This window comes from Aeromonas sp., from assembly GCF_050633025.1.
In the GTDB taxonomy this organism is placed as follows: Bacteria; Pseudomonadota; Gammaproteobacteria; order Enterobacterales; family Aeromonadaceae; genus Aeromonas.
In genome coordinates this window covers 1-26317 of the sequence record NZ_JBODRQ010000042.1, presented here as the reverse complement: position 1 = coordinate 26317, position 26317 = coordinate 1, and the positions used below count along the sequence as shown (strand labels likewise).

At 61.5% G+C, this 26317-nt stretch carries 26 protein-coding genes; 5 read left to right on the top strand and 21 right to left on the bottom strand.

What is annotated here, in order from left to right:
• Nucleotides 1–282 precede the first annotated feature (282 nt).
• Both ACRAUW_RS08110 and ACRAUW_RS08105 read right to left on the bottom strand, forming a co-directional pair.
• A complete protein-coding gene (locus ACRAUW_RS08110) occupies nt 283–1353 on the bottom strand; it encodes an NAD(P)H-dependent flavin oxidoreductase (protein WP_431361873.1) in 1071 nt (356 codons plus the stop codon).
• Between the two features lie 157 nt (nt 1354–1510).
• Nucleotides 1511–2077 carry a TetR/AcrR family transcriptional regulator gene (locus ACRAUW_RS08105; protein WP_005335495.1) on the bottom strand — a complete coding sequence of 189 codons (567 nt, stop codon included), beginning with the start codon at nt 2075–2077 and terminating at the stop codon, nt 1511–1513.
• 198 nt (nt 2078–2275) lie between these two features.
• Here ACRAUW_RS08105 and ACRAUW_RS08100 point away from each other — a divergent pair, with 198 nt between their 5' ends.
• Nucleotides 2276–3313, top strand: a complete 1038-nt coding sequence (locus tag ACRAUW_RS08100; protein ID WP_431361872.1) for an alkene reductase — start codon at nt 2276–2278, stop codon at nt 3311–3313.
• Between the two features lie 114 nt (nt 3314–3427).
• Here ACRAUW_RS08100 and rpoS read toward each other — a convergent pair whose 3' ends face one another.
• The 10 genes from rpoS to putP all read right to left on the bottom strand — a co-directional run bounded on the left by rpoS (nt 3428) and on the right by putP (nt 11855).
• Nucleotides 3428–4411: an RNA polymerase sigma factor RpoS gene (rpoS, locus tag ACRAUW_RS08095; RefSeq protein WP_431361871.1), complete on the bottom strand. Its 984-nt coding sequence runs from the start codon at nt 4409–4411 to the stop codon at nt 3428–3430.
• Between the two features lie 45 nt (nt 4412–4456).
• Complete coding sequence (locus ACRAUW_RS08090) at nt 4457–5527, bottom strand: LysM peptidoglycan-binding domain-containing protein (RefSeq protein WP_431361870.1); 1071 nt, start codon at nt 5525–5527, stop codon at nt 4457–4459.
• Nucleotides 5528–5536: 9 nt separating this feature from the next.
• A complete protein-coding gene (locus ACRAUW_RS08085; protein ID WP_431361869.1) occupies nt 5537–6118 on the bottom strand; it encodes a YqaA family protein in 582 nt (193 codons plus the stop codon).
• Nucleotides 6115–6732 carry a protein-L-isoaspartate(D-aspartate) O-methyltransferase gene (locus tag ACRAUW_RS08080; RefSeq protein WP_431361868.1) on the bottom strand — a complete coding sequence of 206 codons (618 nt, stop codon included), beginning with the start codon at nt 6730–6732 and terminating at the stop codon, nt 6115–6117. The genes ACRAUW_RS08085 and ACRAUW_RS08080 overlap by 4 nt, the downstream gene beginning before the upstream one ends.
• 4 nt (nt 6733–6736) lie before the next feature.
• On the bottom strand, nt 6737–7483 hold the full coding sequence (gene surE / locus ACRAUW_RS08075; protein ID WP_431361867.1) for a 5'/3'-nucleotidase SurE: 747 nt from the start codon (nt 7481–7483) through the stop codon (nt 6737–6739).
• The gene (truD, locus tag ACRAUW_RS08070; RefSeq protein WP_431361866.1) at nt 7464–8522 is read right to left on the bottom strand and encodes a tRNA pseudouridine(13) synthase TruD; all 1059 of its coding nucleotides are present in this window, start codon (nt 8520–8522) and stop codon (nt 7464–7466) included. The genes surE and truD overlap by 20 nt, the downstream gene beginning before the upstream one ends.
• Nucleotides 8522–8998: a 2-C-methyl-D-erythritol 2,4-cyclodiphosphate synthase gene (ispF, locus tag ACRAUW_RS08065; RefSeq protein ID WP_005335518.1), complete on the bottom strand. Its 477-nt coding sequence runs from the start codon at nt 8996–8998 to the stop codon at nt 8522–8524. Before ispF ends, truD begins: the two co-directional genes overlap by 1 nt.
• Nucleotides 8999–9126: 128 nt before the next feature.
• Nucleotides 9127–9819, bottom strand: a complete 693-nt coding sequence (ispD, locus tag ACRAUW_RS08060) for a 2-C-methyl-D-erythritol 4-phosphate cytidylyltransferase (protein ID WP_127006147.1) — start codon at nt 9817–9819, stop codon at nt 9127–9129.
• Nucleotides 9812–10129, bottom strand: coding sequence for a cell division protein FtsB (ftsB, locus tag ACRAUW_RS08055; protein ID WP_005335520.1), 318 nt, complete (start codon nt 10127–10129; stop codon nt 9812–9814). Before ftsB ends, ispD begins: the two co-directional genes overlap by 8 nt.
• Before the next feature lie 208 nt (nt 10130–10337).
• Complete coding sequence (putP, locus tag ACRAUW_RS08050; protein WP_431361865.1) at nt 10338–11855, bottom strand: sodium/proline symporter PutP; 1518 nt, start codon at nt 11853–11855, stop codon at nt 10338–10340.
• A 325-nt stretch (nt 11856–12180) separates the two neighbouring features.
• Here putP and ACRAUW_RS08045 point away from each other — a divergent pair, with 325 nt between their 5' ends.
• A complete protein-coding gene (locus ACRAUW_RS08045) occupies nt 12181–13074 on the top strand; it encodes a VirK/YbjX family protein (protein ID WP_431361864.1) in 894 nt (297 codons plus the stop codon).
• 69 nt (nt 13075–13143) lie between these two features.
• Here the strand turns inward: ACRAUW_RS08045 and ACRAUW_RS08040 are convergent, their stop codons facing one another.
• From ACRAUW_RS08040 to ACRAUW_RS08005, 8 genes are all read right to left on the bottom strand, one after another.
• The gene (locus ACRAUW_RS08040; protein ID WP_431361863.1) at nt 13144–14070 is read right to left on the bottom strand and encodes a L,D-transpeptidase family protein; all 927 of its coding nucleotides are present in this window, start codon (nt 14068–14070) and stop codon (nt 13144–13146) included.
• A gap of 629 nt (nt 14071–14699) precedes the next feature.
• The gene (locus ACRAUW_RS08035) at nt 14700–15899 is read right to left on the bottom strand and encodes an acetate kinase (RefSeq protein WP_431361862.1); all 1200 of its coding nucleotides are present in this window, start codon (nt 15897–15899) and stop codon (nt 14700–14702) included.
• A 225-nt stretch (nt 15900–16124) separates the two neighbouring features.
• A complete protein-coding gene (locus ACRAUW_RS08030; RefSeq protein WP_431361861.1) occupies nt 16125–16595 on the bottom strand; it encodes a YhcH/YjgK/YiaL family protein in 471 nt (156 codons plus the stop codon).
• Nucleotides 16596–16909: 314 nt separating this feature from the next.
• On the bottom strand, nt 16910–18016 hold the full coding sequence (locus tag ACRAUW_RS08025; protein ID WP_431361860.1) for a 1-acyl-sn-glycerol-3-phosphate acyltransferase: 1107 nt from the start codon (nt 18014–18016) through the stop codon (nt 16910–16912).
• Between the two features lie 158 nt (nt 18017–18174).
• Nucleotides 18175–19839 carry a multicopper oxidase CueO gene (gene cueO / locus ACRAUW_RS08020; protein WP_431361859.1) on the bottom strand — a complete coding sequence of 555 codons (1665 nt, stop codon included), beginning with the start codon at nt 19837–19839 and terminating at the stop codon, nt 18175–18177.
• A gap of 252 nt (nt 19840–20091) precedes the next feature.
• A complete protein-coding gene (locus ACRAUW_RS08015) occupies nt 20092–20784 on the bottom strand; it encodes an aspartate/glutamate racemase family protein (RefSeq protein WP_431361858.1) in 693 nt (230 codons plus the stop codon).
• A 124-nt stretch (nt 20785–20908) separates the two neighbouring features.
• Nucleotides 20909–21499: a LysE family translocator gene (locus tag ACRAUW_RS08010; protein ID WP_431361857.1), complete on the bottom strand. Its 591-nt coding sequence runs from the start codon at nt 21497–21499 to the stop codon at nt 20909–20911.
• Nucleotides 21500–21623: 124 nt separating this feature from the next.
• Nucleotides 21624–22220, bottom strand: coding sequence for a LysE family translocator (locus ACRAUW_RS08005; protein WP_431361856.1), 597 nt, complete (start codon nt 22218–22220; stop codon nt 21624–21626).
• A 116-nt stretch (nt 22221–22336) separates the two neighbouring features.
• Between ACRAUW_RS08005 and ACRAUW_RS08000 the strand changes: the two genes are divergently transcribed.
• The 3 genes from ACRAUW_RS08000 (at nt 22337) to ACRAUW_RS07990 (ending at nt 26063) form a co-directional block, all read left to right on the top strand.
• A complete protein-coding gene (locus ACRAUW_RS08000; RefSeq protein ID WP_431361855.1) occupies nt 22337–23713 on the top strand; it encodes a PLP-dependent aminotransferase family protein in 1377 nt (458 codons plus the stop codon).
• 53 nt (nt 23714–23766) lie between these two features.
• Nucleotides 23767–24234, top strand: a complete 468-nt coding sequence (locus tag ACRAUW_RS07995) for a hypothetical protein (protein ID WP_431361854.1) — start codon at nt 23767–23769, stop codon at nt 24232–24234.
• A 167-nt stretch (nt 24235–24401) separates the two neighbouring features.
• Nucleotides 24402–26063 (top strand): hypothetical protein, encoded by a 1662-nt coding sequence (locus tag ACRAUW_RS07990; RefSeq protein ID WP_431361853.1) that lies wholly within the window; start codon nt 24402–24404, stop codon nt 26061–26063.
• A 117-nt stretch (nt 26064–26180) separates the two neighbouring features.
• Here the strand turns inward: ACRAUW_RS07990 and ACRAUW_RS07985 are convergent.
• Nucleotides 26181–26317: CBS domain-containing protein (locus ACRAUW_RS07985; protein WP_431361874.1), on the bottom strand; the 137-nt coding region annotated here is incomplete at its 5' end.

The following is a 26317-nucleotide window of genomic DNA, read 5'->3' as shown; positions in this document are numbered from 1 at the left end:
TATCGACGAGGTGGTTTGCGTTGCCGCTTGCCCTGTCGATGGAGGCGCATTATAGAGAGATTGATCACATTGGCAAGGGCTGAAAGGCAATAAAATCGCAAAAAACTGCACTTTATTGGTTATTCATATCAACCAACAAGCTTTACACAGACTTATCCACAGAATGGCGTGAAATCCGGATTGTTCGCGGCCATAACAAAGCGCTTATCTGGTGGCTGAGCACGCAATTCGCCAACCATGCATCTCTCCTGCTTGCTCTCTTAACCTCTTGTATAGAGGCAATCACACCAGCCCGGCTTCCTTTATCCACTCCGCCGCCAGCTCGCGGAGGGGCAGCTCACGACAACCGGAGAGATCCTGCCCAGCCCAGAGCGGAGAGAACCCGCTATCCCCCCGGGACTCCGCCGTAGCACGCAACAGAGCCAGGGCGCCACTGGCATAAGGGAAGCAAGGCGCTAGATCCGAGAGCGGGCCCAGCTCCCGCATCAACCGGTTGCTGATGCCGCGAGCGGGGCGGCCGCTGAACAGATTGGTCAGCGCCGTATGCTCGCCTCGAGATGAGTGAAGCGCCGCACGATGCAGCGGCGAGGTCATCGCCTCATGGCAGCGGAGAAAGGCGGTGCCCATCTGCACGGCGCTCGCCCCCAGCGCCAGCGCGTTGGCAATCCCCTTGCCATCGACGATGCCACCGGCGGCGATCACCGGCAGGTCGATCGCGGCGAGGATCTGTGGCAGCAAGGTAAAGGTGCTCTGCTGCAGCGCGAGATCATCAGAGAGGAAATGGCCGCGATGACCGCCCGCTTCCAGCCCCTGCGCAATCACCGCATCGGCGCCTTGGTGAGCAAGCCACTGCGCCTCGGCCACCGTGGTGGCGCTTGCCAGCACATAGGCGCCGCTCGCCTTCACACTGGCAAGCAGATCGGGGGCAGGCAAACCAAAGTGGAAGCTGACCACCGCCGGCCTGAACCCGGTCAGCAGCTCGGCATGTTGCGCGTTGAACGGGGCCCTGGTTGGAGCCCTGGCTGCGGCAGCCGTTGCTGCCGCCATGCTGATGTCAAACTCGGCATAGTAGGGAGAGAGCGCCTGTTGCCAGCGCATCTGCTGATCAGGATCTGGCTCCTCCTGCCGATGGCAGAAGAAGTTGACGTTGAAGGGAGCATCGGTCGCAGCTCGCATCGCCTGCAGCTGGGCGGATAACTGCTCGCTGCCGAGCATGGCCGCCGGCAAGGAGCCCAGCAGGCCTGCCTGACAAGCGGCGATGGCCAATCGGTGATCCTGCACACCTGCCATGGGAGCCTGGATCAGCGGGTAACGCAGGCCGAGGCGACGAGCAAAACGGGAAGGGGCATCCATGATCCAGACTCCTTTCTGAAAATGGCGGGAACAGAGCGGGCACATCATGGGCCCGCTCATGCTCGTGCTGGATTTTATCCTGCTCTCATTACACCAATCTGATTGACCCCTTCCCCCCTCAATTTACACAACAAAAGCGGAGAAGGGGAAACCTGAATTACGCCCGCAGGGCCCGCATCAGCTGGGCGACTACGTCGTCGAGCAGGGGGCGATCGGGGCGGCACTGGGCGAAGGTGACCAACCCTTGCAGGTTGATCAGCAGCAGGGCGGTGAGGGTGTGGATATTGCTATCCGGGGCCAGCTCGCCCTTGGCCTGCGCCTGTGTCAGCAACTCGGCCAGATCCTGCTCCAGCTCGCCATAGATCCCCTTGACCCGCTGGGTCAGCTCCTCATCCTGCTCGCTCAGCTCCATCATGGTGCGAGTCACCAGACAGGAGCCGCAGAGCGCCTCCCCCACAATCCGGTCGAGATAGGCAGCAAGGCCCGCCAGCGGGCTCGGGTTGTCGAGCAGGGAGCGGCGCAGGGTGCGTTTGCCCTCGACATAATGATCCACCGCTGCCAGCAGCAGACCGCGCTTGTTGCCAAAGGCGCCGTAAATGCTGCCCGGGTGCAGGCCGGTGGCGGCCACCAGCTCCTGCATGGTGGTCTTGGCATATCCCTTGGCGCGAAACGCTTCCATGGCATTTCGCAGTACCTCGTCCCGATCAAACTCGGCTATGCGCATGGTTCCTCCCGTGGGAAAAGGTTCACCGGCAAGGGGCAACAGGGCCCGCCGATAAAGAGTGGCTGGAAAGGGCGGCAAGTTTACCCCAGCCGCCCGCTCGGGCCAACCTTCTTGAATGCGCATTCAAAAAAGCTTGCGCTCGACGTAAAAAACGTCTTGAATGCACGTTCAAAAATAACCCGTTCAGGACAACCTATCATGAATACCCTGTTTCAGCCGTATCGACTCAATGACACTCTGACCCTGGCCAACCGTTTCATGATGGCCCCGCTCACCCGCTGCATGGCAGGCCCAGGTCTGGTGCCGACCGAGCAGATGGCTGCCTATTACGGCCGCCGCGCCGACATCGGCCTGATTGTTTCCGAGGCCGTCATCATCCGCCCCGATGCGCAGGGCTACCCCAATACCCCTGGCCTCTTCACCCAGGCGCAGATCGATGGCTGGAAGAGAGTGACCAGCGCCGTGCACGCCAAGGGAGGCAAAATTTTCGCCCAGCTGTGGCACGTCGGTCGCCTCTCCCACCCCTTCTTCCATCAGGCTGAAGTGCTGGCCCCCTCTGCCGTCGCGCACGAAGGCACAGTGCCCCGCATGCGCGAGCTGACCTATCAGGTGCCGCGCGCCCTGACCGAAGCCGACATCGGCCAGCTGGTGCTGGATTACGCCCAGGCCGCTGCCAACGCCATCGAGGCGGGCTTTGACGGGGTGGAGATCCACGGTGCCAACGGCTACCTGATCGACCAGTTCCTGCACCACTCCACCAACCTGCGCAGCGACAACTACGGTGGCAGCCCGGAAAAGATGAGCCGCTTCGCGCTGGAAGTGGTCGATGCCATCAGCGCCCGCATCGGCGGTGATCGGGTTGGTATTCGTCTCTCTCCGGGTGCCTATGTCCATCTGGCGGGCAGCCCGGAAGATCGCGCCGTGTTCGACTACCTGCTGGGCAAGCTCAACGATCGCCCACTGGCCTATATCCACCTCGGCATCTTTGATGACAACCTCACCTTCGATTATCTGGGTGGCCGCGCCTCCGACTATCTGCGCGCCCACTACAAGGGCAATCTGGTCGGGGTGGGCAACTACGACGCCGAGCGCGCCGCCGCAGCCATCGAGGCCAACCGCTTCGATCTGGTGGCCATCGGTCGTCCGCTTATCGCCAACCCGGACTATCTTGCCAAGGTGAAAAATGGCGAATCGCTGGTGCCCTACGCCGATACCATGCTGGCTGAGCTGGTATAACCACGAAGCCATCGCCAGACGACAGGCAATAAAAAACGAGGGGAGCTGTTGCTCCCCTCGTGCTATCTGGCTGATGCCGCATTTCGTTGGTGCGGACTTAATTGGTGCGGATGCTTAATTGGTACGAAATAGCGCCTCGATGGAGAGCCCCTGGCTCAGCAGGATCTCCCGCAGACGGCGCAGCCCCTCCACCTGGATCTGGCGCACCCGCTCGCGGGTCAGGCCAATTTCGGCTCCCACATCTTCCAGGGTGGCAGGCTCGTAACCCAGCAGACCGAAACGACGGGCCAGCACTTCCCGCTGCTTGGGGTTGAGCTCCTCCAGCCAGTGCACGATGCTGCTACGCATATCATCTTCCTGAGACTCCAACTCAGGCCCCATGCCGCGCTCGTCGGAGAGCACATCCAGCAGCGCCTTGTCGCGATCGCCGCCGATGGGGGTGTCCACCGAAGTGATCTTCTCGTTGAGCTTGAGCATGCGGTTCACATCGTCCACCGAACGATCCAGCGCGAAGGCGATATCCTCGGCGGTCGGTTCATGATCGAGACGGTGAGAGAGTTCGCGCGCGGTGCGCAGGTAAACGTTTAACTCCTTGACCACATGAATGGGCAGACGGATGGTGCGGGTCTGGTTCATGATGGCCCGCTCTATGGTCTGGCGGATCCACCAGGTGGCATAGGTAGAGAAACGGAAGCCGCGCTCGGGGTCGAACTTCTCGACCGCACGGATAAGACCGAGGTTGCCCTCTTCGATAAGATCCAGCAGCACCAGGCCGCGGTTGTTGTAACGACGGGCGATTTTCACCACCAGTCGCAGGTTGGACTCGATCATGCGCTTGCGGGCGGCTTTGTCACCCCGCAAGGCACGACGGGCGTAATAGACTTCCTCTTCGGCAGTGAGCAGCGGGGAGAAACCTATCTCCCCCAGATAGAGTTGCGTGGCATCCATCACCTTGTTCAGTTCCGGTGCCAGCAACTCATCGGAGGAACTCTCTTCCACCTCGGCGGAAACCTCCTGCAACTCGTCTACCTCGTGAGATTCGGGTTCAGCGTCAAACTCTAACTCTGCATCCTGCATTACCAGTTGTTCTTGGCTCATGGTGTGTCTCCCTGACGTTACCAGAGTAAGACGGTCTCTCTGGGGTTAACGCTTTGGCAAATAGCTCATCGGATTGATCGACTTGCCTCTATACCGGATCTCGAAATGCAATCGCACATCCGGCGCGTCCGTGCTACCCATGTTGGCAATGACCGAGCCCCCCTTGACGCTGTCCCCCTCCTTCACCCGCAACTCGTCGTTGTGTGCGTAAGCGGAGAGATAGTCATCATCATGCTTGAGGATAATCAGCTTGCCGTACCCCCTTAAAGCACTGCCAGCGTATACCACTTTACCGCTGCTGGCGGCGTAGACGGGTTGCCCCTTCTGGCCGGCTATGTCGATCCCCTTGTTACCCTGTTCTGCAACAGAGAAACCCTCGACAATCCGGCCTTTTGCGGGCCAGTGCCAAGCAAGTCTCGACTGGGAGTTGTTTGTTTTTTGTTCTTTGACCTGAGCGTATTCCTTCGGTGCTGCCGGAGCAACGGATTTTTGAGAGATGAACGGCGTGGTCTGACCTGATCCACTCGGCGCGGCCAACGGACGCGGGCCGCTGCTTGGACGGCTCACCGCCACCGGCGTCATGGTTGACGCACGAGTCTCACCCGCCATCTGGGTCGAACCACCACCCACTGTCTGGACGTTGAGCACCTGACCCGGTTGCAGCGCATAGGGGGCGCTCAGGTTGTTGCTCTGGGCCAGCGCCTGCGGCGTCATGCCAAACTGGCGGCCGATGCTACTCAGGGTATCGCCGCGGCGCACTTCATAGGTGCCCGTGCTGCGGCTGCTGCCAACGCTGGCGCTGGAGCCATCGAGTCGCAAACGCTGCCCCGGATAGATGTTATAAGGCGGGCTGATATTGTTGAGGCTGGCCAGCGACGGCACATCGTTACCGGAGTTGAAGGCGATGGAGTAGAGGGTATCGCCCCGCTTCACCACATAGCTACCGCCCTGAACGGGGGCGCTGACCTGGGCACCGCTTTGGCGAGCCGGAATGGTCGAGACAAACTGCCCCTCATCAACACCATCTACCGGAGCTGCATTTTTACTGGAGGAGCAGGCAAGCAGCAGCCATGACAACACCACGACACTGCTTCCTTGCCAAATACGCGAACGCATAATGGATCCTTAACGACTAAACCAGAAATAGGCCACCACGGCCAGACCAATACAGAGCCAACCGAGCACATCTACATAGTGCATCAGTTTGCGTTCCATCTTCTCGCCACCCCAGCGCATCAGGCCCGCAACCAGGAAAAAGCGCATGCCACGACCGATGAGGGAGGTGATGATGAAGGGCAGCAGAGCCATTTGCAACAGCCCTGCCGTCACGGTAAACACCTTGTAAGGGATAGGGGTGAAGCTGGCAATGAAAATGACCCAGATGCCCCATTGCTCAAACCACTGCTCAGCGATGGCGATCTTGTCTTCATATCCCACAGATACGATAAGGGGTTGCACCACAGGATCCCACAAGGCATAGCCCAGGGCATAACCAAACAGGGCACCCAGTACCGAAAAGACTGTGGCCAGCGTGGCGTACTGCCACGCCTTGTGGGGCTTGGCTAGCGCCATCGGCGCCAGCATCACGTCCACCGGGATCGGCCAGAACACCGACTCGATGAAAGCGGTGATGGAGAGATACCAGGGGGCATGCTTGTGGCGAGCCCACTGCATCACCAGTACGTACAAACGGGAAAACAACTTCACTCAACATCTCCGTCAATCAGGGGAACAAAACGCACCGGCTCCAGAATACGGCTGGTCAGCTGGGATCCGGATCGTTCGATCAGCTGCAGGGTCTGCTGGCTGTCACCCACGGGCAACACCAATCGGCCCCCTTCAGCCAGTTGATCGGTCAGTGCCGTCGGGATCTCGCTCGCCGCCGCCGTCACCAAAATGGCGTCATAAGGCCCCTTGTTAGGCCACCCCAGCCAGCCGTTGCCGTGCTTGGCCGAGACATTGTGCAGATCGAGCTGGCGCAATCGGCGCCGGGCCTGGAACTGCAGCAACTTGATCCGCTCCACGGTATACACATGCTCCACCAGATGGGCGAGGATCGCCGTCTGGTAGCCCGAGCCAGTGCCAATCTCCAGCACATGAGCCGGATCATTTTGTATCAGCAACTCGGTCATTCGCGCCACCATATAGGGCTGCGAAATGGTCTGGCCGTGGCCAATCGGCAGGGCGGTATTGTCCCACGCCTTGTGCGCCATGGCCTCATCCACGAATAGCTGGCGCGGCACTTTCGCGATGGCCGCCAGCACACGAAAATCGCGAATATCCTGCGCAATGAGCTGATTTAACAGGCGCTGTACTATCACACCCTCATCCCTGCAGATCTAACCAGACCCCCAGACCGGCGAGACTGTCATAGGCAGTCATGTCGATGGTCAGGGGAGTTATCGAGACATAGCCCTGCTCGATGGCGGCAAAATCGGTGCCTTCACCGGCATCCTGCTGGCTACCGGGGGGGCCGATCCAGTAGATGGGCTGGCCACGGGGATCCTCGGTGCGGATCACCGACTCCGCCCGGTGGCGATTGCCAAGGCGAGTGGTCTTGATCCCCTTGATCTGCTCGAGGGGCACGTCCGGCACGTTGACGTTGAGGATCTGATCGGCTGGCAGGGGGTGTTTCATCATCCCCTTCACCAGCAGGGCCGCATAGTGGGCCGCCGTGGCGAAGTGGGTCTTGCCCACCAGCGAGATGGCGATGGAGGGGTAGCCAAGATGGCGCCCCTCGGTGGCCGCAGCGACCGTGCCCGAGTAGATGACATCATCCCCCAGGTTGGCGCCGTGGTTGATACCGGCCACCACCATATCGGGTTCAGGGCTCACCAGCTCGTTGACCGCCAGATGCACGCAGTCGGTCGGCGTCCCCTTCACCGCATGATAACCGGTTTCGCTGATGCGGGTGACCCGCAGCGGCACCTCCAGCGTCAGGGAGTGACTCGCGCCGCTGCGGTTGCGATCCGGCGCCACCACAATGACCTCGCCGCAGGCGCGCAGCGCCTCGCTGAGGGCACGAATGCCCTCGGCATGCACACCATCATCATTACTGACCAGAATTCGCATCGGTCTGATTCCTGAAACCGTGATCGGCCTCTTCGGCCTGCATTAACTCGCGCACCACGCTGGTGGCAAACGCGCCCGCCGGCAGAAAGAAGGAGAGGGTCAGCGCCTCGCCGTCCAGCTGCCAGCTCATCTGCTCCGGCTTGAGCAGCAGGGGGCGGCGATCCTGATCCAGCCCGGCCTTCTCCAGCCCGTCACACCAATCGCTATAGGGAGCCAACACAGCCTGTTCGAACTCGGCAGCGGCGCCCTGACTGGCCAGGCGGCCACGGCCCCACTGGGGGGCGGTGAGCTGCACATCGCCGGAGGCAAGGCGCGCTTCCAGCTCGGGGGTCACGCTCTCTTCGCTGAAGATGGAGTGGCTGCCCTTGAGCATCACGCAATCACCGGCCAGCAGCTGATGAGCCAGCCCCTGCTCGATACGGGCGCTGACAATGGCGTTGAACAGCATGCTGCGGGCGGCAGAGAGGTAGAGGGAACGCTTGTTGCGATCCTTGATCCGCTTGCCGGCAAACATCGCCTTGGCCGCTTCCAGGTTGTTGCCATCGCGGCCAAAACGCTGCTCACCATAGTAATTGGGCACGCCCTGAGTGGCGATGGCCTGCAGGCGCGCCTCCAGCCCATCGGCTTGTTCCAGACCAGTGAGACGCAGGGTGAAGTGGTTGCCCTTGAGGTAGCCAACCCGCAATTTGCGGTTGTGACGCCTGGCTTGCAGGATCTGGATGCTGTCGCTCTCGATAACCGACAAGTCCGGTTCGGCCTTGCCCGGCAGGTGAATGCCGAACCACTGCTCGGTCACCGCGTGGCGATCTTTCAGGCCCGCCCAGGTCACCGCATTGCGGTTGACCCCGGCCGCATCGGCCAGCAGACCCGCCACCCAGGGGGTGTTCTCGCCGGTTTTGCGCACCCGGACGAAGATATGCTCCCCTTCACCGCAGGGTTCGAAGCCGAGATCTTCATTCACAACGAAATCGGCGGCCTCGGCCTTGAGGATACCGCGGGCAGTGGGCGCCCCGTGCAGATAGGCAAGTTGTTCCAGCATTATTGTTTCACCAGTAGGACGACGGCTTCGGTGGCGATCCCTTCCTTGCGCCCCGTAAACCCAAGCTGTTCGGTGGTGGTCGCCTTGACGTTCACCCGGTTCAAATCACATTGCAGATCGGCGGCCAGCACGGCGCACATGGCGTCGATATGGGGGGCCATTTTGGGGGCTTGGGCGATGATGGTCACATCCAGGTTGCCGATGGCATACCCCGCCTTCTGTACCCGGGCAAAGACATCACGCAGCAGAATGCGACTGTCGATCCCCTTGAACTCGGCAGCGGTATCGGGGAAGTGGCGACCGATGTCACCGGCACCGATAGCCCCCAGCAGGGCATCGCTTACCGCATGCAGCACCACATCGCCGTCAGAGTGGGCAACCAGCCCCTGCTCGTAGGGAACCGGCACGCCACCCAGCATGCAGGGGCCAACACCACCAAACTTGTGTACATCAAAACCATGACCAATGCGCATCATCAGCGGCAACCTCCCACATCTATTTTGTGTACGTCCACACCATGTCCAATCCGGATCATACTAACTCCTTGTTCGGGCCTGTTTGTTCGAGACACTCTGCTCTGAACGGTCTGTTCTGACTGAGGGGCTTATGCCTGCTGGCTTAAAAACAGCCCCGCCAGCGACAAGTCTTCCGGCCGGGTCACTTTGATATTGTCGGCGCGCCCCTCCACCATCCGTACCGTGAATCCGGCCCGCTCCATGGCGGAGGCCTCGTCGGTGATGGTGGCGCCCAGCAACAGTCCCTCTTCCAGCGCCCGTTTCAGGGTACGGGTCGGGAACATCTGCGGCGTCAGGGCATGCCAGAGCTGCTCGCGCTCGACGGTGGCGATGATATTGCCCTCCCCATCGGAGCGTTTCATGGTATCGCGCACCCGACTGCCGAGAATGGCGCCGCCGCAGTTCATGGCCGCAGCAATCAGCGCATCGAGATCGCCGTGAGTCAGGCAGGGGCGGGCCGCATCGTGCACCAGCACCCACTCCCCTTGTGCCACATGGAGACCATTGAGGACGGAAAAGGCGCGCTCGGCGCCTCCCTCTACCCGCACAATGCGCGGGTCGGCCGCCACGGGCAGGGCCTCGAACCAGCGGTCATGGGGCGCCAGCGCCACGATCACCTGGGCGATGGCCGGGTGGGAGAGCAGCCGCTCCAGGGTATGTTCGAGAATGGTTTTACCCGCCAGTTGCAGGTACTGCTTGGGGCAATCAGCCCCCATTCGGCTGCCGATACCGGCGGCAGGGACGATCGCCGTCAGGCCGGATACCCGGCTGGCATCAGTCATCGTAGGGCTCATCGTCCGGCGCTGTCTCTTTGTCTTTCTCTTTGGGGATGATCCGGTAGAAGGTCTCCCCCTGCTTGATGTAACCCAGATCGTTGCGCGACAACTCCTCGATGGCCTCGAGGCCAGAGGTGAGATCATCTATCTCGCGGTAAATGAGGTCGTTACGATCCTTGAGAGTCTGGTTGTCCCGCTGTTGCTGCGAGATGGCCTCCGACAGGTTCTGATAATCGGATAGACCGTTCTTCCCCAGCCAAAGGTCATATTGCAGTCCCCCCAGCAGGAGGATCAGGATCAGGGTGAATAGCCGCATGCACTAGGTCTCCTTCAGGCGGCCTAGTGTCCCATATTCGGTGCCAAGACAAAAGAAAGCGAACCCAAGGTAAGCACAGCTCGAACATAAAAAAGTGCCCAAGAGTGAATCAGATAGCACAAAGCCCCGCCAAACCGGTGCAAGGATGGCCAACCAGGGCGCTCCTTGTCCGGGGGCGGGGCTCTCAATCAGAAAGCGGTAAGGGGGATCAGTTCACCGCGACCGGCTCTCCCGCGCTCTCGGCCGGAGTGTTGTACTCCTCCTCGGCATCGCGGAAACGCTCCAGCATCGCTTTTGAGGGCGCTTCGCCCAGCAGACTGCCCACCACAATGGCCAGCAGCGCGAACAGGAAGCCCGGGATGATCTCATACAGCCCCAGCCAGCCGAACTGCTTCCAGACGATGACGGTGATAGCACCGGCCAGCATGCCGGCCAGCGCGCCGTTGCGGGTCATCCGCGGCCAGAGCACGGAGAGCAGCACCACGGGGCCAAAGGCGGCACCGAAACCGGCCCAGGCGTAGCTCACCAGCCCCAGCACCCGGTTTTCCGGATTCATGGCAACGGCGATGGCAATCACCGCGATCAGCAGCACCATCAGGCGACCCACCCACACCAGCTCACGCTGGGAGGCGTTCTTGCGCAGGAAGGGCTTGTAGAGATCCTCTGTGATGGCGCTGGAGCAGACCAGTAATTGACAACTTAGCGTGCTCATTACCGCCGCCAGAATAGCCGAGAGCAGCACCCCGGCGATCCAGGGGTTGAACAGGATCTTGGAGAGCTCGATAAAGACCCGCTCCGGGTTGCCGGTCACCCCAGCCGCCACTTCCGGGAAGCGGGCGAAGTAGGCCAGCCCGAAGAAGCCGATGGCCACCGCGCCTGCGAGGCAGAACACCATCCAGGTCATGCTGATACGGCGGGCATTGGCCATGGAGTGGTGGGAATCCGCCGCCATGAAACGGGCCAGAATATGGGGCTGACCGAAGTAACCAAGGCCCCAGGCCATCAGCGAGACAATGGCGATCACATCCAGATTCTTGAACATGTCGAGGTTGGTGGCGCTCTTGGCGGCCACTTCGATCATGGCGCTGTCCACCCCGCCCACGGCGATGATGACGAAGACCGGGGTCAGGATCAGGGCGAAGATCATCAGGGTCGCCTGCACCGTGTCGGTCCAGCTCACCGCGAGGAAACCGCCAAAGAAGGTATAGGTGATAGTCGCGGCCGCACCGACCCAGAGGGCGGTGTTGTAATCCATGCCGAAGGTGCTCTCGAACAGGCGGGCACCGGCCACCACGCCGGAGGCGCAGTAGATGGTGAAGAAGAGCAGGATCACCAGCGCAGAGAGAATGCGCAGCACCTTGCTGTGATCTTCAAAGCGGTAGGTGAAGTAGTCCGGCAGGGTCAGGGCGTTGCGGTTCTTCTCGGTATGTACCCGCAGGCGACCCGCTACCCAGCGCCAGTTGAGGTAGGCGCCTATCACCAGGCCGATGGCGATCCAGCTCTCGGAGATGCCGCTGATAAAGATGGCGCCGGGCAGCCCCATCAGCAACCAGCCGCTCATGTCGGAAGCACCGGCGGAGAGGGCTGTGACCCAGCTCCCCATCCGGCGGCCGCCCAGAATGTAGTCATCAAAGTTGCGGGTGGCGCGATAGGCGACGAAGCCGATCAGTACCATTCCGAGGATATACACCAGGAAGGTGATTAACATGGGTGTGCTAGCTGTCATGCAAAACTCCGTTTTGTGTCATTTTCTGCCCGCTCTGGTGACGGGCTCATCCCTAAAAAACCGGCCTAGCTTAATCAGCCGTTCGCGCCAGCTCAACTGCTTTTAACAAACACAAAACACAACAAAAACCTTTTCGCATCAAATCATCTGCCGTATCAAGAGGATAGTGCCAGATTTCCTGCCGTGACAGTGGCAGCCATATCGCAGCGCCAGCCGCTACTGAGCGTTATGTTTTCACATTTTGTTACTATCCATTTTTTACAAGCCTGCGCCCCGCTCTTACACTCCCCGCCCTGTCTCATCACACCAGCCAGAGGTCGGCACCATGTCATCTCATCTGTCACACCTGCGCTCCCTCGCCCGCCGCCTTTATCCGGCAGAAGAGTCGGGTCATCTCATCAGACGGGCCAAGTATGTGGGGCGTCTCTGGCTCAATCCCGGCGCCCGCACCCTCTATCGCCAGCAGCAGGAGCAACCGCTGCTGGCGCAGGCGATCAGCCGCTTCCCCGATATTCTGGAAAAGCCGCTCCACCCCTATCGCCACAAGGGGCTCCGCAAGCGTCTGCGAGCAGGGCTTATCAGCGGCCACTACCAGCAGCTGGCACGTCAACTGCCCAAGGCGCAACAACTGGCGATCTACAGCGGGCGCGGCCTGCTGCTGGCCCAGTGGCAAAGCGACAAGCTGACGGCCCCCCTCACCCTGCAACTGGATTACCAAACCCACATGGGCAAAGAGGGGGAGATGAGCCTGATCCTCAAGCTGGGTGAAGCGGCCCTCTATTACATGGCTCTCAATCTGCGCCCCGCGCCGAACCCGACCCTCGAGATCTGTTCGCTGCAGGGCGGCAAGGGGCAGAGCGAGGAGATCAAGCTGGTTACCAAGGCGTGCGGCGGGCTGCGCCCCATGTCCCTGCTGGTCTATATGGCCGCCGAGCTGGCCCGGGGATTGGCGTGCAAGAGCCTGCTCGGGATCCGCACCCAAAGCCACGTCTATCAGAGCAGCAAGCGCACTGCCGATCGGGTCAAGTTCGATCTCGACGGCTTGTGGCAGGAGCATCAGGGCTGCGTGCAGGATGAACTCTGGATGAGCCTGCCACTGGAAGTGCCCCGCAAGACGCAGGAGGAGATCCCCTCCCGCAAGCGAGCCAGCTACAAGGCGCGCTATCAGCTGCTCGATCAGCTCGGCAGCGAACTGCAAGCAAATCTGCTGCGAAGCTGAGTTAACGCAGCAGAAACAAAAAGGGCGAACAGCATGCTGTTCGCCCTTTGTCATGACGGGGATTTACCCTTAGCGGTTGATCGCCATCGGCATGCCGTTGCGTTGCTCCAGCGCCTGCTTCACCAGTTGGGAGTCGCTGTCGGCGTGGGCAATGAAGCGGGTCACCGCCGGGGTCATCGGCAGTGGCGCTGGCAGGCTGGAGTTGAACTCCGCCTGACTGCGCGACAGCGGCTGATGTACTTCCAGATAGCGAACGCCGTTGGGTTCGAGAGAGGCCTTGATCGGCTGGTTGACGAACTGGACACGAGTACCGACCGGTACCTGCTTGAACAGGTAGGCGATGTCGTCGTTGCGCAGACGCACGCAACCGTGGCTCACCCGCAGGCCGATGCCGAAGTTGGCGTTGGTGCCGTGAATGGCGTACATCTTGCCGATGTAGAGAGCAAACAGACCCATGGGGTTGTCCGGGCCGGCCGGCCATACCGCAGGCAGGCTCTCACCACGGGCGGCATATTCAGCATGCATCTTGGCGGTCGGGGTCCAGGTCGGGCCCGCTTTCTTGCGCTGCACACTGGTCACCCAGTTCTCCGGGGTGTCGGTGCCGAGCTGGCCGATGCCGATGGGCAGCACTTCCACCACTTTTTTACCCTTGGGGTAGTAGTAGAGACGCATCTCGGCGACGTTGAGCACCATTCCTTCCCGCGGCGCATCCGGCAGGATCAGCTGCCGGGGGATCACCAGCTTCTCGCCGGTCTGTACCAGCAGGGGATCCGCATCGGGGTTGGCTTCGGTCATGTTGGTGAGCCCCAGCTGGAATTTGGCCGCAATGGCCTCAAGCGGCTGGCCGTTCTCTTCGGCCGGAACCACATATTCCAGATTTTCCCCTACCAGACGGCTGTTGGCCGCAGGCAGAGCATATTCAACAGCGAAAACCGGCGCAGCGGTCAGCAGCAGGCTGTAGCAGAGTGTTGCCACACTATTGCGAAGGAGCTTCATAACTTTCCCATGATGATGACTTGAAGTGACGTCTCTGGGCTGGCAGCTGATCAAGAGGGGATCAGGGGCGCGAAGAGAAGGCCGCCATTCTTCTCCTCTGCACGGCAAATTTCAACTGACAAGTGGCGATAGATTGATGATTAATATGCGGATTTTTCAGCACTCAAGACCCGTCCGCCCCCCCTGTCTATCCCCGTTACCAAGCTCGCATCTCGTAGTCTGTGGATGATTGATGCAATCGCAGATGAAATTGCTTAATAGTGGTAAAAATATGGTCGAAAATATTATCCTTGAGCTCTGTGTAATCGGCCCGGGCCATGATCACTGCGAAAGCAGTAACTTCCCGGCGGCAAATCATCGCAAGGGGGGGCATATGACCCCAAACCGGAGGATCGGGCCCCTGAACATCAGCAGCACTGATCAGGGCACCCGGACCGTTCAGCACAGGAACAGCGGTGACTTGCCGAGCAACAGGGCAATCGTCAGGATGCTCACCAGTATTCAGCCAACCAGCTCGGCTTCCAGGCGGTGGCGGTCAGAGTTGCTCCCTTACCCTAACACCTGGTCGGCCAGTATCAGAAACGACAACGCCCGGCACAGGCCGGGCGTTGTGGCAAAGCAAGGTGAACTTAGCTGACCAGACTCAGGGCATCGCGGGCGATAACCAGCTCTTCGTTGGTCGGGATCACCAAGGCGCAACGGCTGTCAGCGGTAGTGATGCGGCCTTCACCTCCCAGCACGGCAGCGTTGTTCGCCTCTTTGTCCACTTTGAAACCGAACAGGGCCAGACGCGCCAGCACCATCTCGCGCACCATGGCGGCGTTCTCACCGATACCACCGGTGAAGACCAAGGCGTCCAGGCGACCGTCCATCGCAGCGGCATAGGCTCCGACATACTTGGCCACGCGGTAAGTGAAGACATCCAGCGCACGCTTGGCACCAGCGTCTGTGGCGTAGTTGGAGGTGGCATAGCGGCAGTCGCTGCTCGCTTCGGTCATTCCCAGCAAACCGGATTCACGGGTCAGGGTGTGGTTGATCTGCTCCACGCGGTAACCGAGCTGGTCATGCATGAAGAAGACCACAGCCGGATCGATATCACCGGAGCGGGTCCCCATCGCCAGACCTTCCAGCGGAGTCAGACCCATTGAGGTGTCAACAGATTCGCCGTTCTTGATGGCACAGACAGAGGCACCGTTGCCCAGGTGGCAGTTGATGATGTTCAGTTCGTTCAGCGGCTTGCCCAGCTCTTTGGCTGCCTCTTCCGCAATGAAGCGGTGGGAGGTGCCATGGGCACCGTAACGACGGATACCGTGCTCGCTGTAAAGCTTGTAAGGCAGCGCGTAGAGGTAGGCCTCCTGCGGCAGGGTCTGGTGGAAGGCGGTGTCGAAGACGGCCACGTTCTTCTCGGACAGCTGCGGGAACACCTTGAGCGCTGCGCGAATACCGATCAGGTGGGCCGGGTTGTGCAACGGGGCGAACGGGATAGCGGCTTCGATACCGGCGATCACGCTGTCATCGATGCGAACAGAACGGGAAAACTGCTCGCCACCGTGTACGATGCGATGGCCGATGGCCACCAGTTGCCCGGCCAGAGACGGATCCTGCGGCAAGATGTGACCCACGATATGGTCAAGGGCCTCCTGGTGAGCGGCACCTGCGCCCAGTGTGGCTTCGCCCTTGACCCCGTGGAGTTTCCATTTGATACGAGCATCATCCAGATTGAAGCATTCGGCCAGGCCGGACAGCATGTCCTCACCTGTTTCGGCGTCCATTACGGCAAATTTCAGGGAAGAGCTACCGCAGTTAAGGATTAATACCAACTTGCTCATTTTCTACATCTTCCTGTGCTTCGGCTTTATGCCGACAGTGTCGTGTCATCCAAAAAAGGATGGGATTCCCCTGCCGGGGGCTTATGGTCGCAGGAAAGTGCGCCCAATTTTTCAATTCTGGAGTGCCGAGCAGAAGGTCCGGAACACTCGTATCCCTGCGTGACAACCCGGAACTTGTTTCGTCCGGGGCTATTCTCACGAGAAGCTGGTCATCACAAATAACGCTCAGCAGTTGGCCAGCAGCGCCTGGTGTACCTTGACCACCAGCTTCTTCACCTTGGTGGGCTGGTTGAAGGTACAGAGCGGGCGGTGCAGCTCGCCCGGCCAGAAGATGGCGAAATCGCCCGGTTGCAGCGCCAGATAGCTGGTCTGCTCGTCATCGACAAACCAGAGGTCGGGATGGGGATGGTCGGCGCCGTCGCTCACGTAGTCGTGGGGGCCCACACCAATCCACTCTTCACCGCGCAGCAGCAACTGGATATCGAGATACTGCTGATGGAATTCGCCACGGCGATCCGCGGCTGGCTCGGTCAAATCCTCGCTCACCAGACAGAACAGCTTGAGGCCATCGATCTCGGTCTTGCCGAGCGGAGCGTCACCCCAGTGAGCCACGCTCTTCACCACCTCGGCCATGATGCGGGCCAGCGGGGCGGGCAGCGGCGTCCGCTGCAGGGTGTTCAGGCTACCGGTGATCATGGCGTCTGTTTCCTGTTAGGTATATCTGGGCGGCATCTTTGCCAACCAATGAAAAAGGACCTGTGACAGGTCCTTCAATAATGCCGGCAGCCATCCGCGCAAACCGGTTTAGAGCTTTTGCTCATATTCAGCTATATGGGCACTGTTACATACTCGTCAGCACCTTGCCAAGAGGCATAATCCCATTTTTACAGTGATCGTACCAGCTGAAACCATATTATTCACCACCCTTTTTCCACCGGCTTTGACCAGACGCAAAAACGGGCGCATCAGCGCCCGTTTTTTTCCTCAAACTGCGTTACAACCAGTATCAGTCACCCCTTTTGGGCATTCTCCACCGGTTTGGCGTACATGGCACGCCAGATCGCCTTGTGCTCTTGTGGCACCTCTGACTGACGGGTCAGGAAGGCTGCCTGCTCGATGGTATTAGCCTTGCCAGCCACATCGGCCGCCAGATAGTTGCTAGGGAAGAGGCGATAACTGCTCCAGATCGCCTTGTCGATCAGCGCGGCCAACTCATCCGGATCGTTGAAGCCCTCGGTGATGGGGGCACCGAAGGAGACGTGCACCCGCCCCTTCATGCCGACAATACCGGCCACTATGCTCTCGATATCCTCGAACTCGCCCTTCTCGTAGCAGCCGTTGACCGACTTCTCGTAGAGCTCGCGCGCCTTCGCCTTGTCGGTGGGGTCCAGCTCGTAGCTGATGCTGACCGGCACGATATTGAGGCTGCGCATGTAGTCGACGAAGTCGATCTTCTGCTTCTTGCCGTCGACGTAGAACATCTTGAGGATGGCGGGATCCGTCTTGTCATCCCCATCTTTGGCACGCCCCTCTTTCTGAGCGATCCAGATGGAGTGACCTTCGTGGACCGAGTGGCCGATATAGGCCGACAGCTCACCCAGCACCTTCATCATCTCCCGTGGCCCCTTGGCGGATCGCTTGACGATAAAGCTCTTGTTGAGCTTCATCAGCTCGGTGGCGCAGGGTTTGCGCAGCAGGTTGTCGCCGATGGCGATACGGACCGTGTCAAAACCGTGGGTGTAGAGACCCCAATTGACAAACGCCGGATCCATGGCGATGTCCCTGTGGTTGGAGACAAACAGGTAACCCTGCTCTTTCTTCAGATGCTCGATCCCGGAGAAGGTCACCCCCCTGGTAGAGGTGGCGATCATCCGGGCCATGTAGTTGGTCACCCCGACCTGCACCTGATGCACTGTGGTCACTTTTGACCACTTGCGGCGCAGGAACAGGCGGATCATCGGGCGGATGGCCCAACCCAGCCAGCTCATCAGGGAACCGAAACGATACTTGGCGATGGCGCCGATAAATTCATCATCCTGGATCAGCCGTTCGATGGCTGCCGGCACTTCTTCATCGCGGTAGGGGCGAATATCCGCGAATCTATCTACTTCAGTCACAATGTCAGCCTTGCATGCTAGGAAACCGCAGCCAACCCGCGTTGGCCGGGGAAAATTCAGGGCGCAATTTTACACGCTTTTATGCCGAGGGGTATGCGGCGCAGCCAGATAGTGAGATCTGACCAGTAAAAAATAATGGCCCCGAACGGGCCATTATTTCACTCTTCCACCGTGAACGAGAGCATCATGCCGGTGTCTTCATGCTCCAGCAGATGGCAGTGAGCCATGTAGGCACGCTCCTTCGGCGCCGTGTGATCAAAGCGCACTAGCACTTCGCTGCGCCCACCCTCCACCTTGACGATATCCTTCCAGCCGACGCGATGAGGGGCCACCGGCTGACCGTTTTCGCTCAGGATCCGGAAGCGGGTGCCGTGAATATGGAAGGGGTGCAGCATCATGTCCCCCTCCCCCGAGATGATCCAGCGCTCGGTGCGGCCGCGCTTGACCGCAAACTTCGGGTCATTCATGGCGAAGGCCTGACCGTTGATGCGGTTGCCGCCGTGCAGATCCAGCGGCCTGACACTGCCCTTGTCCTCCTGCATCCCGGCCATGGTGTCGTGCTGCATCTCACCCACCGCCGTGGCCATGTCGCCATGATCCATCCCCGCCATCGACATCCCGGCCATCCCGTCGCCCTGCCCGTCCATCTTCATCCCGGCCATGGTGCCCGTATCGCCATGGGCCATGCTCATGCCCGCCATGGCACCATGGCCGTAGCGGCTCATCAGCGCCTGCATCCCCTGCCGGTCCAGCTCGGGATCCATCGACAGGGTCAGGGTGCGGCTCGGCAGGCCTTGAGTGGCAGGCAGCGCGGGCAGCCGGGTCAGGCTGTCCGGCAGGCGCCCCTTGCCCTCGATAAGGAAGGGCCGGATCCGCAGCAGCGGCAGGGCCGCATCGAACGGCACTAGGGTCATCCCCATCTGGCGTACCGGCAGGGTGAGCAGGTCGAACGCCTTGCCATTGCGGGCATCCACCATCACCTCGAAGCGCTCCCCCGGCAGCAACGCCAGCTCGCTCAGCGCCACCGGCTCCGCCAGCAGGCCGCCATCGCTGCCGATCACATACAAGGGACGGTCGTCACTGGTCGCCAGCTTGAGGGAGCGGGCATTGCAGCCGTTGAGCAGCCGCAACCGCAGCCAGCCGCGGGGAGCGTCGTGGGTCGGATAGGCGGCGCCGTTGGTCAACATCAGATCGCCGAACCAGCCGACCGCCGCGCTCATCACATCCAGCTGGTAGTCCACCTGATCCCGCCCATCGAGCCGCTTGTCCTGCAGCACCAGCGGGATGTCGTCCACGCCCCAGCGCTGGGGCAGCGGCAGCCGCAGGCTCTCCTCGTCGTCGAGGATGAAGAGCCCGGCCAGCCCCATGGCCACCTGATGGCCGGTCTGTCCATGGGTGTGGGGGTGATACCAGCAGGTGGCCGCCGGCTGCTCGATGCGAAACGCCGCCTGCCACTCTTTGCCGGCAGGGATGCTGGCCTGCGGGCCGCCATCGGCGGTGCCGGGCACCTCCAGCCCGTGCCAGTGCACCGTAGTGGTCTCCGCCAGCTGGTTGGCGACCCGGATCCGCACCGCCTGCCCCTGGCGGGCACGCAGAGTGGGGCCGAGCAGGTTGCCGTTGTAGCCCCAGCTATGGGTCGGCTGGCGTCGCCACTGCATCTGGCCCGGCTGGGCCCTGAGCTGAAACACGCCGCTGGCGTCCGCCTCCAGCAGCGCAGGAATAGGCAAGGCTGGGCGCTCGGCGACAACCGCCCGCCCCCACCAGGGCAGGGCGCTGGCGATACCGACGGCGGTGGAAAACTTGAGAAAATCGCGACGCAGCATGAGTCGTTCCTCGTTGGCCAAAGCGGACCTTCAGTCTAAGCAGCAACCCTGCTAAGCAGCAACCCTGCGGCAAGGTCAAGCCCTGCCGAGCCGGCGGTCGGACAATTTCTGGCTTATCCGCTTGCCAGCAGAGCCCCAAGTCGTCAAGACAACGCCAGAGTGACTGCCGCCTCGGCGTGGATGGCGATTGCTGCGTCCTAGAGCGGCACCGCAACCCGGACATCCTCCACGATCAGCCCCACCAGCTTGCCATCAAGACAGCGCCAAGCTCACTGCAGCCTCGGCGTGGATCGCGGTGGTGTCATAGAGCGGCACCGCGGCCTCGGCCTCCCCCACCAGCAAGGCTATCTCGGTGCAGCCGAGGATCACCACCTGGGCTCCTGCGTCGGCCAGCGCCCTGATGATGGCCAGATACTCGGCCCGCGACGCGTCGCGAATGTCGCCCAGGCAAAGCTCGTCATAGATGATGCGATGCACCCGCTCCCGCTGCGCCGCATCAGGCACCAGCACTTCCAGCCCGAACTTATCCTGCAACCGCTCCTTGTAGAAATCCTGCTCCATGGTGAAGCGGGTGCCGAGCAGGCCGACTCTTTGGATCCCGTCCGCTTGCAGCTGATGAGCGGTGGCATCGGCGATATGGAGTAGCGGGATGTCGATGGCGGCCTCAATCTCGGGCGCAACCTTGTGCATGGTGTTGGTGCCGATCAGCAAGAAATCGGCGCCGCCATCCTGCAACTTGCGCGCCTCCGCCGCCAGCAGGCGGGCGGTAGCGGGCCAGTCACCGGCATGCTGCAGCCGCTCGATACCGGCAAAGTCGACGCTATTGAGCAGCACCCGCGCCGAGTGCAAACCGCCGAGCTGTGCGCGCACCCCGCGGTTGAGCGCCTGATAGTAACTGATGGTGGACTCCCAGCTCATGCCGCCCAGCAGACCGATACATTTCATAGGAACTCCTTTCATCCCAAGGGAGGACAAAACCACGCCACCTTGCAGGCAAGGCCACGCGGACGAGATAAAAGGCCCCGCAGGGCCAACAAGACAGCCGGTAAAGGCCCGGGTCAACCTCGGGCTAAATCCAGATCATCCCGACACAGGCGGCCGTCGCCAGCCCCATGGTTCGATTGAAACGCCGCCAGCCCCGGGCGGTGCGAATGATTTGCCGCACCTGGGCACCAAAAAGCACCCAGAACGCCCCGGTGTAGAGGCCGGTAATAAAGAAGATCACCAGCACCCAGAGCGCGGAGGGCCAGTAAGCCTCCCCCGCCAGGGTGAAACCGCTGATGGCGGAGAGCGCCATCATCCACGCCTTGGGGTTGAGCAGTTGCAACATGGCCCCCTGATGGGCGGGGATGAGCGGCCGGTTACCCTCGGCCGGGCCACTGGCGGTCGCCACCTTCCACGCCAGCCAGAGCAGATACGCCGAGCCGATAATCTTGAGGCCGTCGTGCAGCAGCGGCACCTTCTCGAACATCACGCCAAGCCCCAGCGCAGTAGCGAGGATCATCAGATTGATCCCCCCCACCACCCCCACCAGCAGGGGAATCGTGCGGCGAAACCCCTGCGCCGCCCCGGCGCTGGTGAGCAACATATTGTTGGGCCCCGGCGTGCCGCAGGTAACCAGAGCAAACCCCGCCAGGGGCAGTAACCAGTTCAGATCCATCTCAACCTCTTGTCGATACAACGCCCCCGTTATGGGGAAAGCCTTCCAATATGCAGAGCCAACCCCTTGGCGACAAGTCAGAAATGGCGCTTTCTCGGCCCCTCGCCCATCCGCGCAACACGGCTCAATACCAGAGCATCACCACACAGAGCGCCGTCAGCAGGCCAAGGGATCCGTTGAGTCGCCGCCAGCCCCGATCCGAGCTGATCCAGTTGCTCAGCTGATGGCCGAACAGTACCCAGACAAAGCAGACCGGCAGGGCCACCAGCACAAACATGACCATCACCGCCAGCTGACTCGGCCAGTAACCGGCGCCGGGCAGGCTGAACAGACTGATGGCGGAGATCCCCATCATCCACGCCTTGGGGTTGAGGAACTGAAAGCCCAGCCCCTCCAGCATGGTTAGCGGACGGGCGCGTCGGGCCGGATCTCCCGGCGCGCCAGCCACCGCGATGCGCCAGGCCAGCCAGAGCAGATAGAGGCTGCCGAAGATCTGCAAACCGAGCCGCAGCAAGGGCCAGCGCTCGAACAGCGGATAGAGCCCCAGCGCCAGCACCAGTTGCAACACCGGCTGCCCCAGCCCCACCCCGAGCAGATGTGGCAGGGTGCGGCGCACCCCGAAGTTGGCACCGGAGGCCGTCAGCATCAGGTTGTTGGGCCCAGGCGTACCGCAGGTGAGTACGGCAAAACCGAACAGGGTGACATACCACTCCATCGTCATATTGTGACTCCTTATCCGCCACATTGTATCGATACAATGTGTGCTATTTGATTGTTATCAGGTTGAAATTCACGCTATATTGACAACAAATTTGGATCAATGGATTTATTGTCACCATGACAATCTGGACACCCGACCTTGCGGTCTTCGATGGCCCCCTCTACCTCAAGCTGGTCAAAGCGATCGAACAGGGGATCACGAATGGCGAGCTGCCAGCGCAGACCCGATTGCCTACCCACAGATCCCTGGCGGATCGTCTGGGTGTCACCGTCGGCACCGTCACCCGCGCCTACAGCGAGGCGGAGCGGCGCGGCCTGCTGGCCGCCCGGGTGGGGCACGGCACCTGGGTCAAGGGAGCGAACACGGATCCCGCCAATGAGTGGGTGATCCGCCAGGAGGAGGGGCACCGCATCGAGCTGTGGCAAAACCTGCCGGTACAGCTGGATCGGGCGGCCATCATTCGCCCCATGCTGGGAGAAGTGGCGGACGGGGATCTCAACGCCCTGCTCGGCTACGACAAGGAGGCGGGACGACCGGATCAGCGCCAGCAGTTCGTCAACTGGCTGGCGGAGCAAGGAGTGGCCTGCAGTGAGGATCGCCTGCTGTTCAGCCACGGCGCCCAGCACGGCATCATGCTGGCGCTGCTGGCGACCGGCTGCGTGGGGGAGACCATCCTGTGCGAGGGGCTGAGCTACCCCGGTATGCTGGGTAACGCTCGCCAGCTGAAGAATCAGGTGGTGGGGCTGGCGATGGATGAGGAAGGGCTGCTGCCCGAGGCGCTGGACGCCGCCTGCCGCACCCGCCGTGCCAAGCTGCTCTACCTCACGCCGACCCTGCAAAACCCCACCACCGCCATCATGAGTCTGGCGCGGCGGGAGGCCATCGTCGCCATCGCCCGTCACCACGATCTGCTGATCATCGAGGATGACGTCAACGGCCTGTTGCCCCAGCAACCGGTGATCCCTCTGGTCAATCTGGCGCCGGAGCGGGTCATCTATCTGGGCAGTCTGGCCAAGATCGCCTGCGGCGGTCTGCGGGTGGGCTTCGTGCTGACGCCCCCTGCCCTGCGCAGCGCCTTCGCCCAGACCATGCGGCTGTCGAGCTGGATGGTGAGCCCGCTGCTGATCGAGCTTGCCTGCAAAATGGTCAGTCAGCGCCAGATCATGCCGCTGGTCGAGCAGCAGCGGGAGATCCTCAAACGCCGTGGCGAACTGCTGCGCCACCTGCTGCCTGCCGCTCGCTGGCAGCCGGGCAGCATGCACGCCTGGCTGCCGCTGCCTGAGCCCTGGCGCAGCCAGCAGTTTGCCGCTGCCGCCGATGCCCTTGACGTCGGCGTGGCGAGCGGGGAACACTTCGCCGCCGGTCAGTTTGCCGCTCCGCAGGGGGTGCGCCTGAGCCTGAGCCAACCCGCCACCGACGCCCGGGTCGGCGAAGGGCTGGCCCGTCTGGCGCAACTGCTGCAGGGGACGCCCCCCAGCAATCCCCTGCTATAGTCAGGCCAACCGACCTGACCTTCACGCTTCATCGTCATAGCCAAGGAGATGCCGTGCCCCCCATCAGAGCCGCCCTGCTGCTTGCCACCCTGTTGTTGGGTGGCTGCGCCTCGTCAACGACCCACCAGCAGCTGGGGGCCGCGCTCAATGGACTGGAAGGGGAGTTGCAACGGCTGGAAGAGGAGCTGGCGGCGATGAACGGCCTGCACTATCAAAAGGCGATCGATGCACCGCTCAGTTTGCGCCGCGCACTCGGGGCGCCGCAGCCCACACCAGAGGGGCTGGTGCCGGTGGCCAGCAAACTGGAGGATGGGCCACTCCTGCGCTATCAATACCGACTGCCAGCGGGGATGGCGAGCCTGCCCCAGGACAACCTCTGCCAGCGCTACGAGTTCGAACTGCGCCATCTGGGCCGCCTCGGCAAACTGGAATTAAGCTGGCTGGGGGAACAGGGCAAGGGCTCACGGCTGATCCGTCAGAGCGACTGCCTCTTCGGGGCAAAGGCCCGCCCTCGGCAATAACAGGTTGCCGCCCTGAGAGATGGCATAACCGATTGAAATAACAGCTCATAGTGCGCCTCCAGCACCCTGCTGGCTACTGTCAGCTTTTCACTCAGCGAGTGCTGTGCCTATGTTCCTCTTGGGTCTACCATAATCAACCTAATGGTTTGCTCACAGGAAGTACCTGCATGACGATACTGCTGCTCGAAGAGGATCCCCTGCTCCGTAGCGCCATCACCCGGGAACTGACCGAACAGGGGGTGCCCGCCGACCGGATCCACTACCACAGCCATCCAAACCACGAGCGCAGCGGCCTGCTGGCCCTGCTGCAACAGCACGCCTTCGACGCCATCATCTGTCAGCAGGACAAGCAGCAGGATCTTGACGGAGCCCGGCTGCTGCACGAAGCGCACTATCTCGGCCTGCTGCAACCCGGTTGCGTATTGCTGCTGCTCGATGCCGATCAGAGCGAGCAGGAGTTTCTCCCCTCGGATCTCTACTTCTCCCTCTATCTGGCTCTTCCCTTCATGACCCAGCAGCTCACCGCGGTGCTCGGCCAGCTGGTGGAGTTAAGCAACCTGACCCGCACGCTGGCCGCCCCCATTCTGCTGCGGGAGTGGCAACTGGCTACCGCCCTCTGTGAAGACCTGCTGTTTCAACGGGAGAATCGTTCGCTGACCCCCTGGCTGGATCGGCTCAAGGGCTATCTGCTGCTGCAATCAGCCGAGCGGATCACCGCCGCCCAGCACTATGCCCTCTGTGCCAACGAATATCAGGCGAGCTGGCCAAGGGCCGGGCTCTTCTACGCCATGCTGGGGCTCGGCAAATTGCAAAGCGCCCAGACCGACTTGCAGCGCCATCAGGCCAGCGTCTCGATGGCCACCCGGCTGGAGCTGCAACTCGCCAGCCAGCTGCATCAGCATCACTGGTTGGCGGCCTGGGAGACCATGGGAGAGCTGCTGCGGATCCGCCCCCATCAGCCACGCTGGCATCAGCTGGCGATGTTGCTCGGGCTGATCCTGCAAGATGAGGAGAAGGTGCTGGAGCAGGCCAACAGCCTGACCCTGTGCCACTTCAGCGAGCTGCGCGTCCGGCTCGCCATCGACAGCTTCATGCTCAATGCCAGTCTGGCGGTGCTGTGGCACGCCCCCTCCAGCAACCGGATCCGCTCCCTGCAACAGGAGTGGGAGCACCTCAAGCGCACCGTCCACCTGCAACCCCACGAACATGAGCTGCTGCAGGCGTTGATGCTGGGGCTGGATTACCGCTTCGACGATGCGCTGATCCTGATTGCCCACCACCAGCCGGATGAGGGGAGCAATAACCACCTCACCCTGCTGCTCGGCTTTGCGGTCAGCCAGTTCTGCGGCCTGCCCCACCACGCCCAGCGTTACCTGACCCAGCTGACCCAATACCGCGTCAGGGTGGCGCCCCACCCGCTCACTCGCCAGCTGTTCCACCATCTGGTGACCGAGCTGGGCCAGCGCCTGACGGCGAGAGAGCAGAGACTGAGCGAACTGCGCCAGCTACGCCACAAGGCGATGCAGGCCAACCAGTATCAAACAGCCCTGCAAGCGGGCTTGCAGCTGCTGGAGGAGTTCCCCGCCCTGCCGGGCGATGCCTGGCAACTGCTGGAGCTGCTGCAACACTGCTGGCCTGCGGGTATGGCCGCTCCCAGGGTGGCGCTGCTGGTCGATACCCTGGAGCGGCGCCTCAAGCACAGCCCCGCCTTTCAGGCTCAACATGCCCAACAGTACCAACGAACCCTGCATGAGATCCGCACCCATTTGCAGCCGCACCTCTCCGGCAGCGGCCCCTCCTGCCTTGTCGCAGGGCAGCCCGAGCCGTGATGATGCCGACAGCGCGCAAACCAGCATTATCGGTAAAGCCAACATGCAGAGAGGGGAGCCAAGGCTCCCCTCTCTGCATGTTGGTTCTCTGCCAGCTGATGGCGATGAGCGTTGGACTCAATCCAGCGCGTCACTCTCCAGCGCCACTTTCAGAAAATCTTTCCAACTGATGATGCCGACCAGAGCGCCATTCTCCAGTACCGGCAGGCAGGAGACCCCCTTCTCCAGCATCAGCTTGACGCCATCGCGCACGG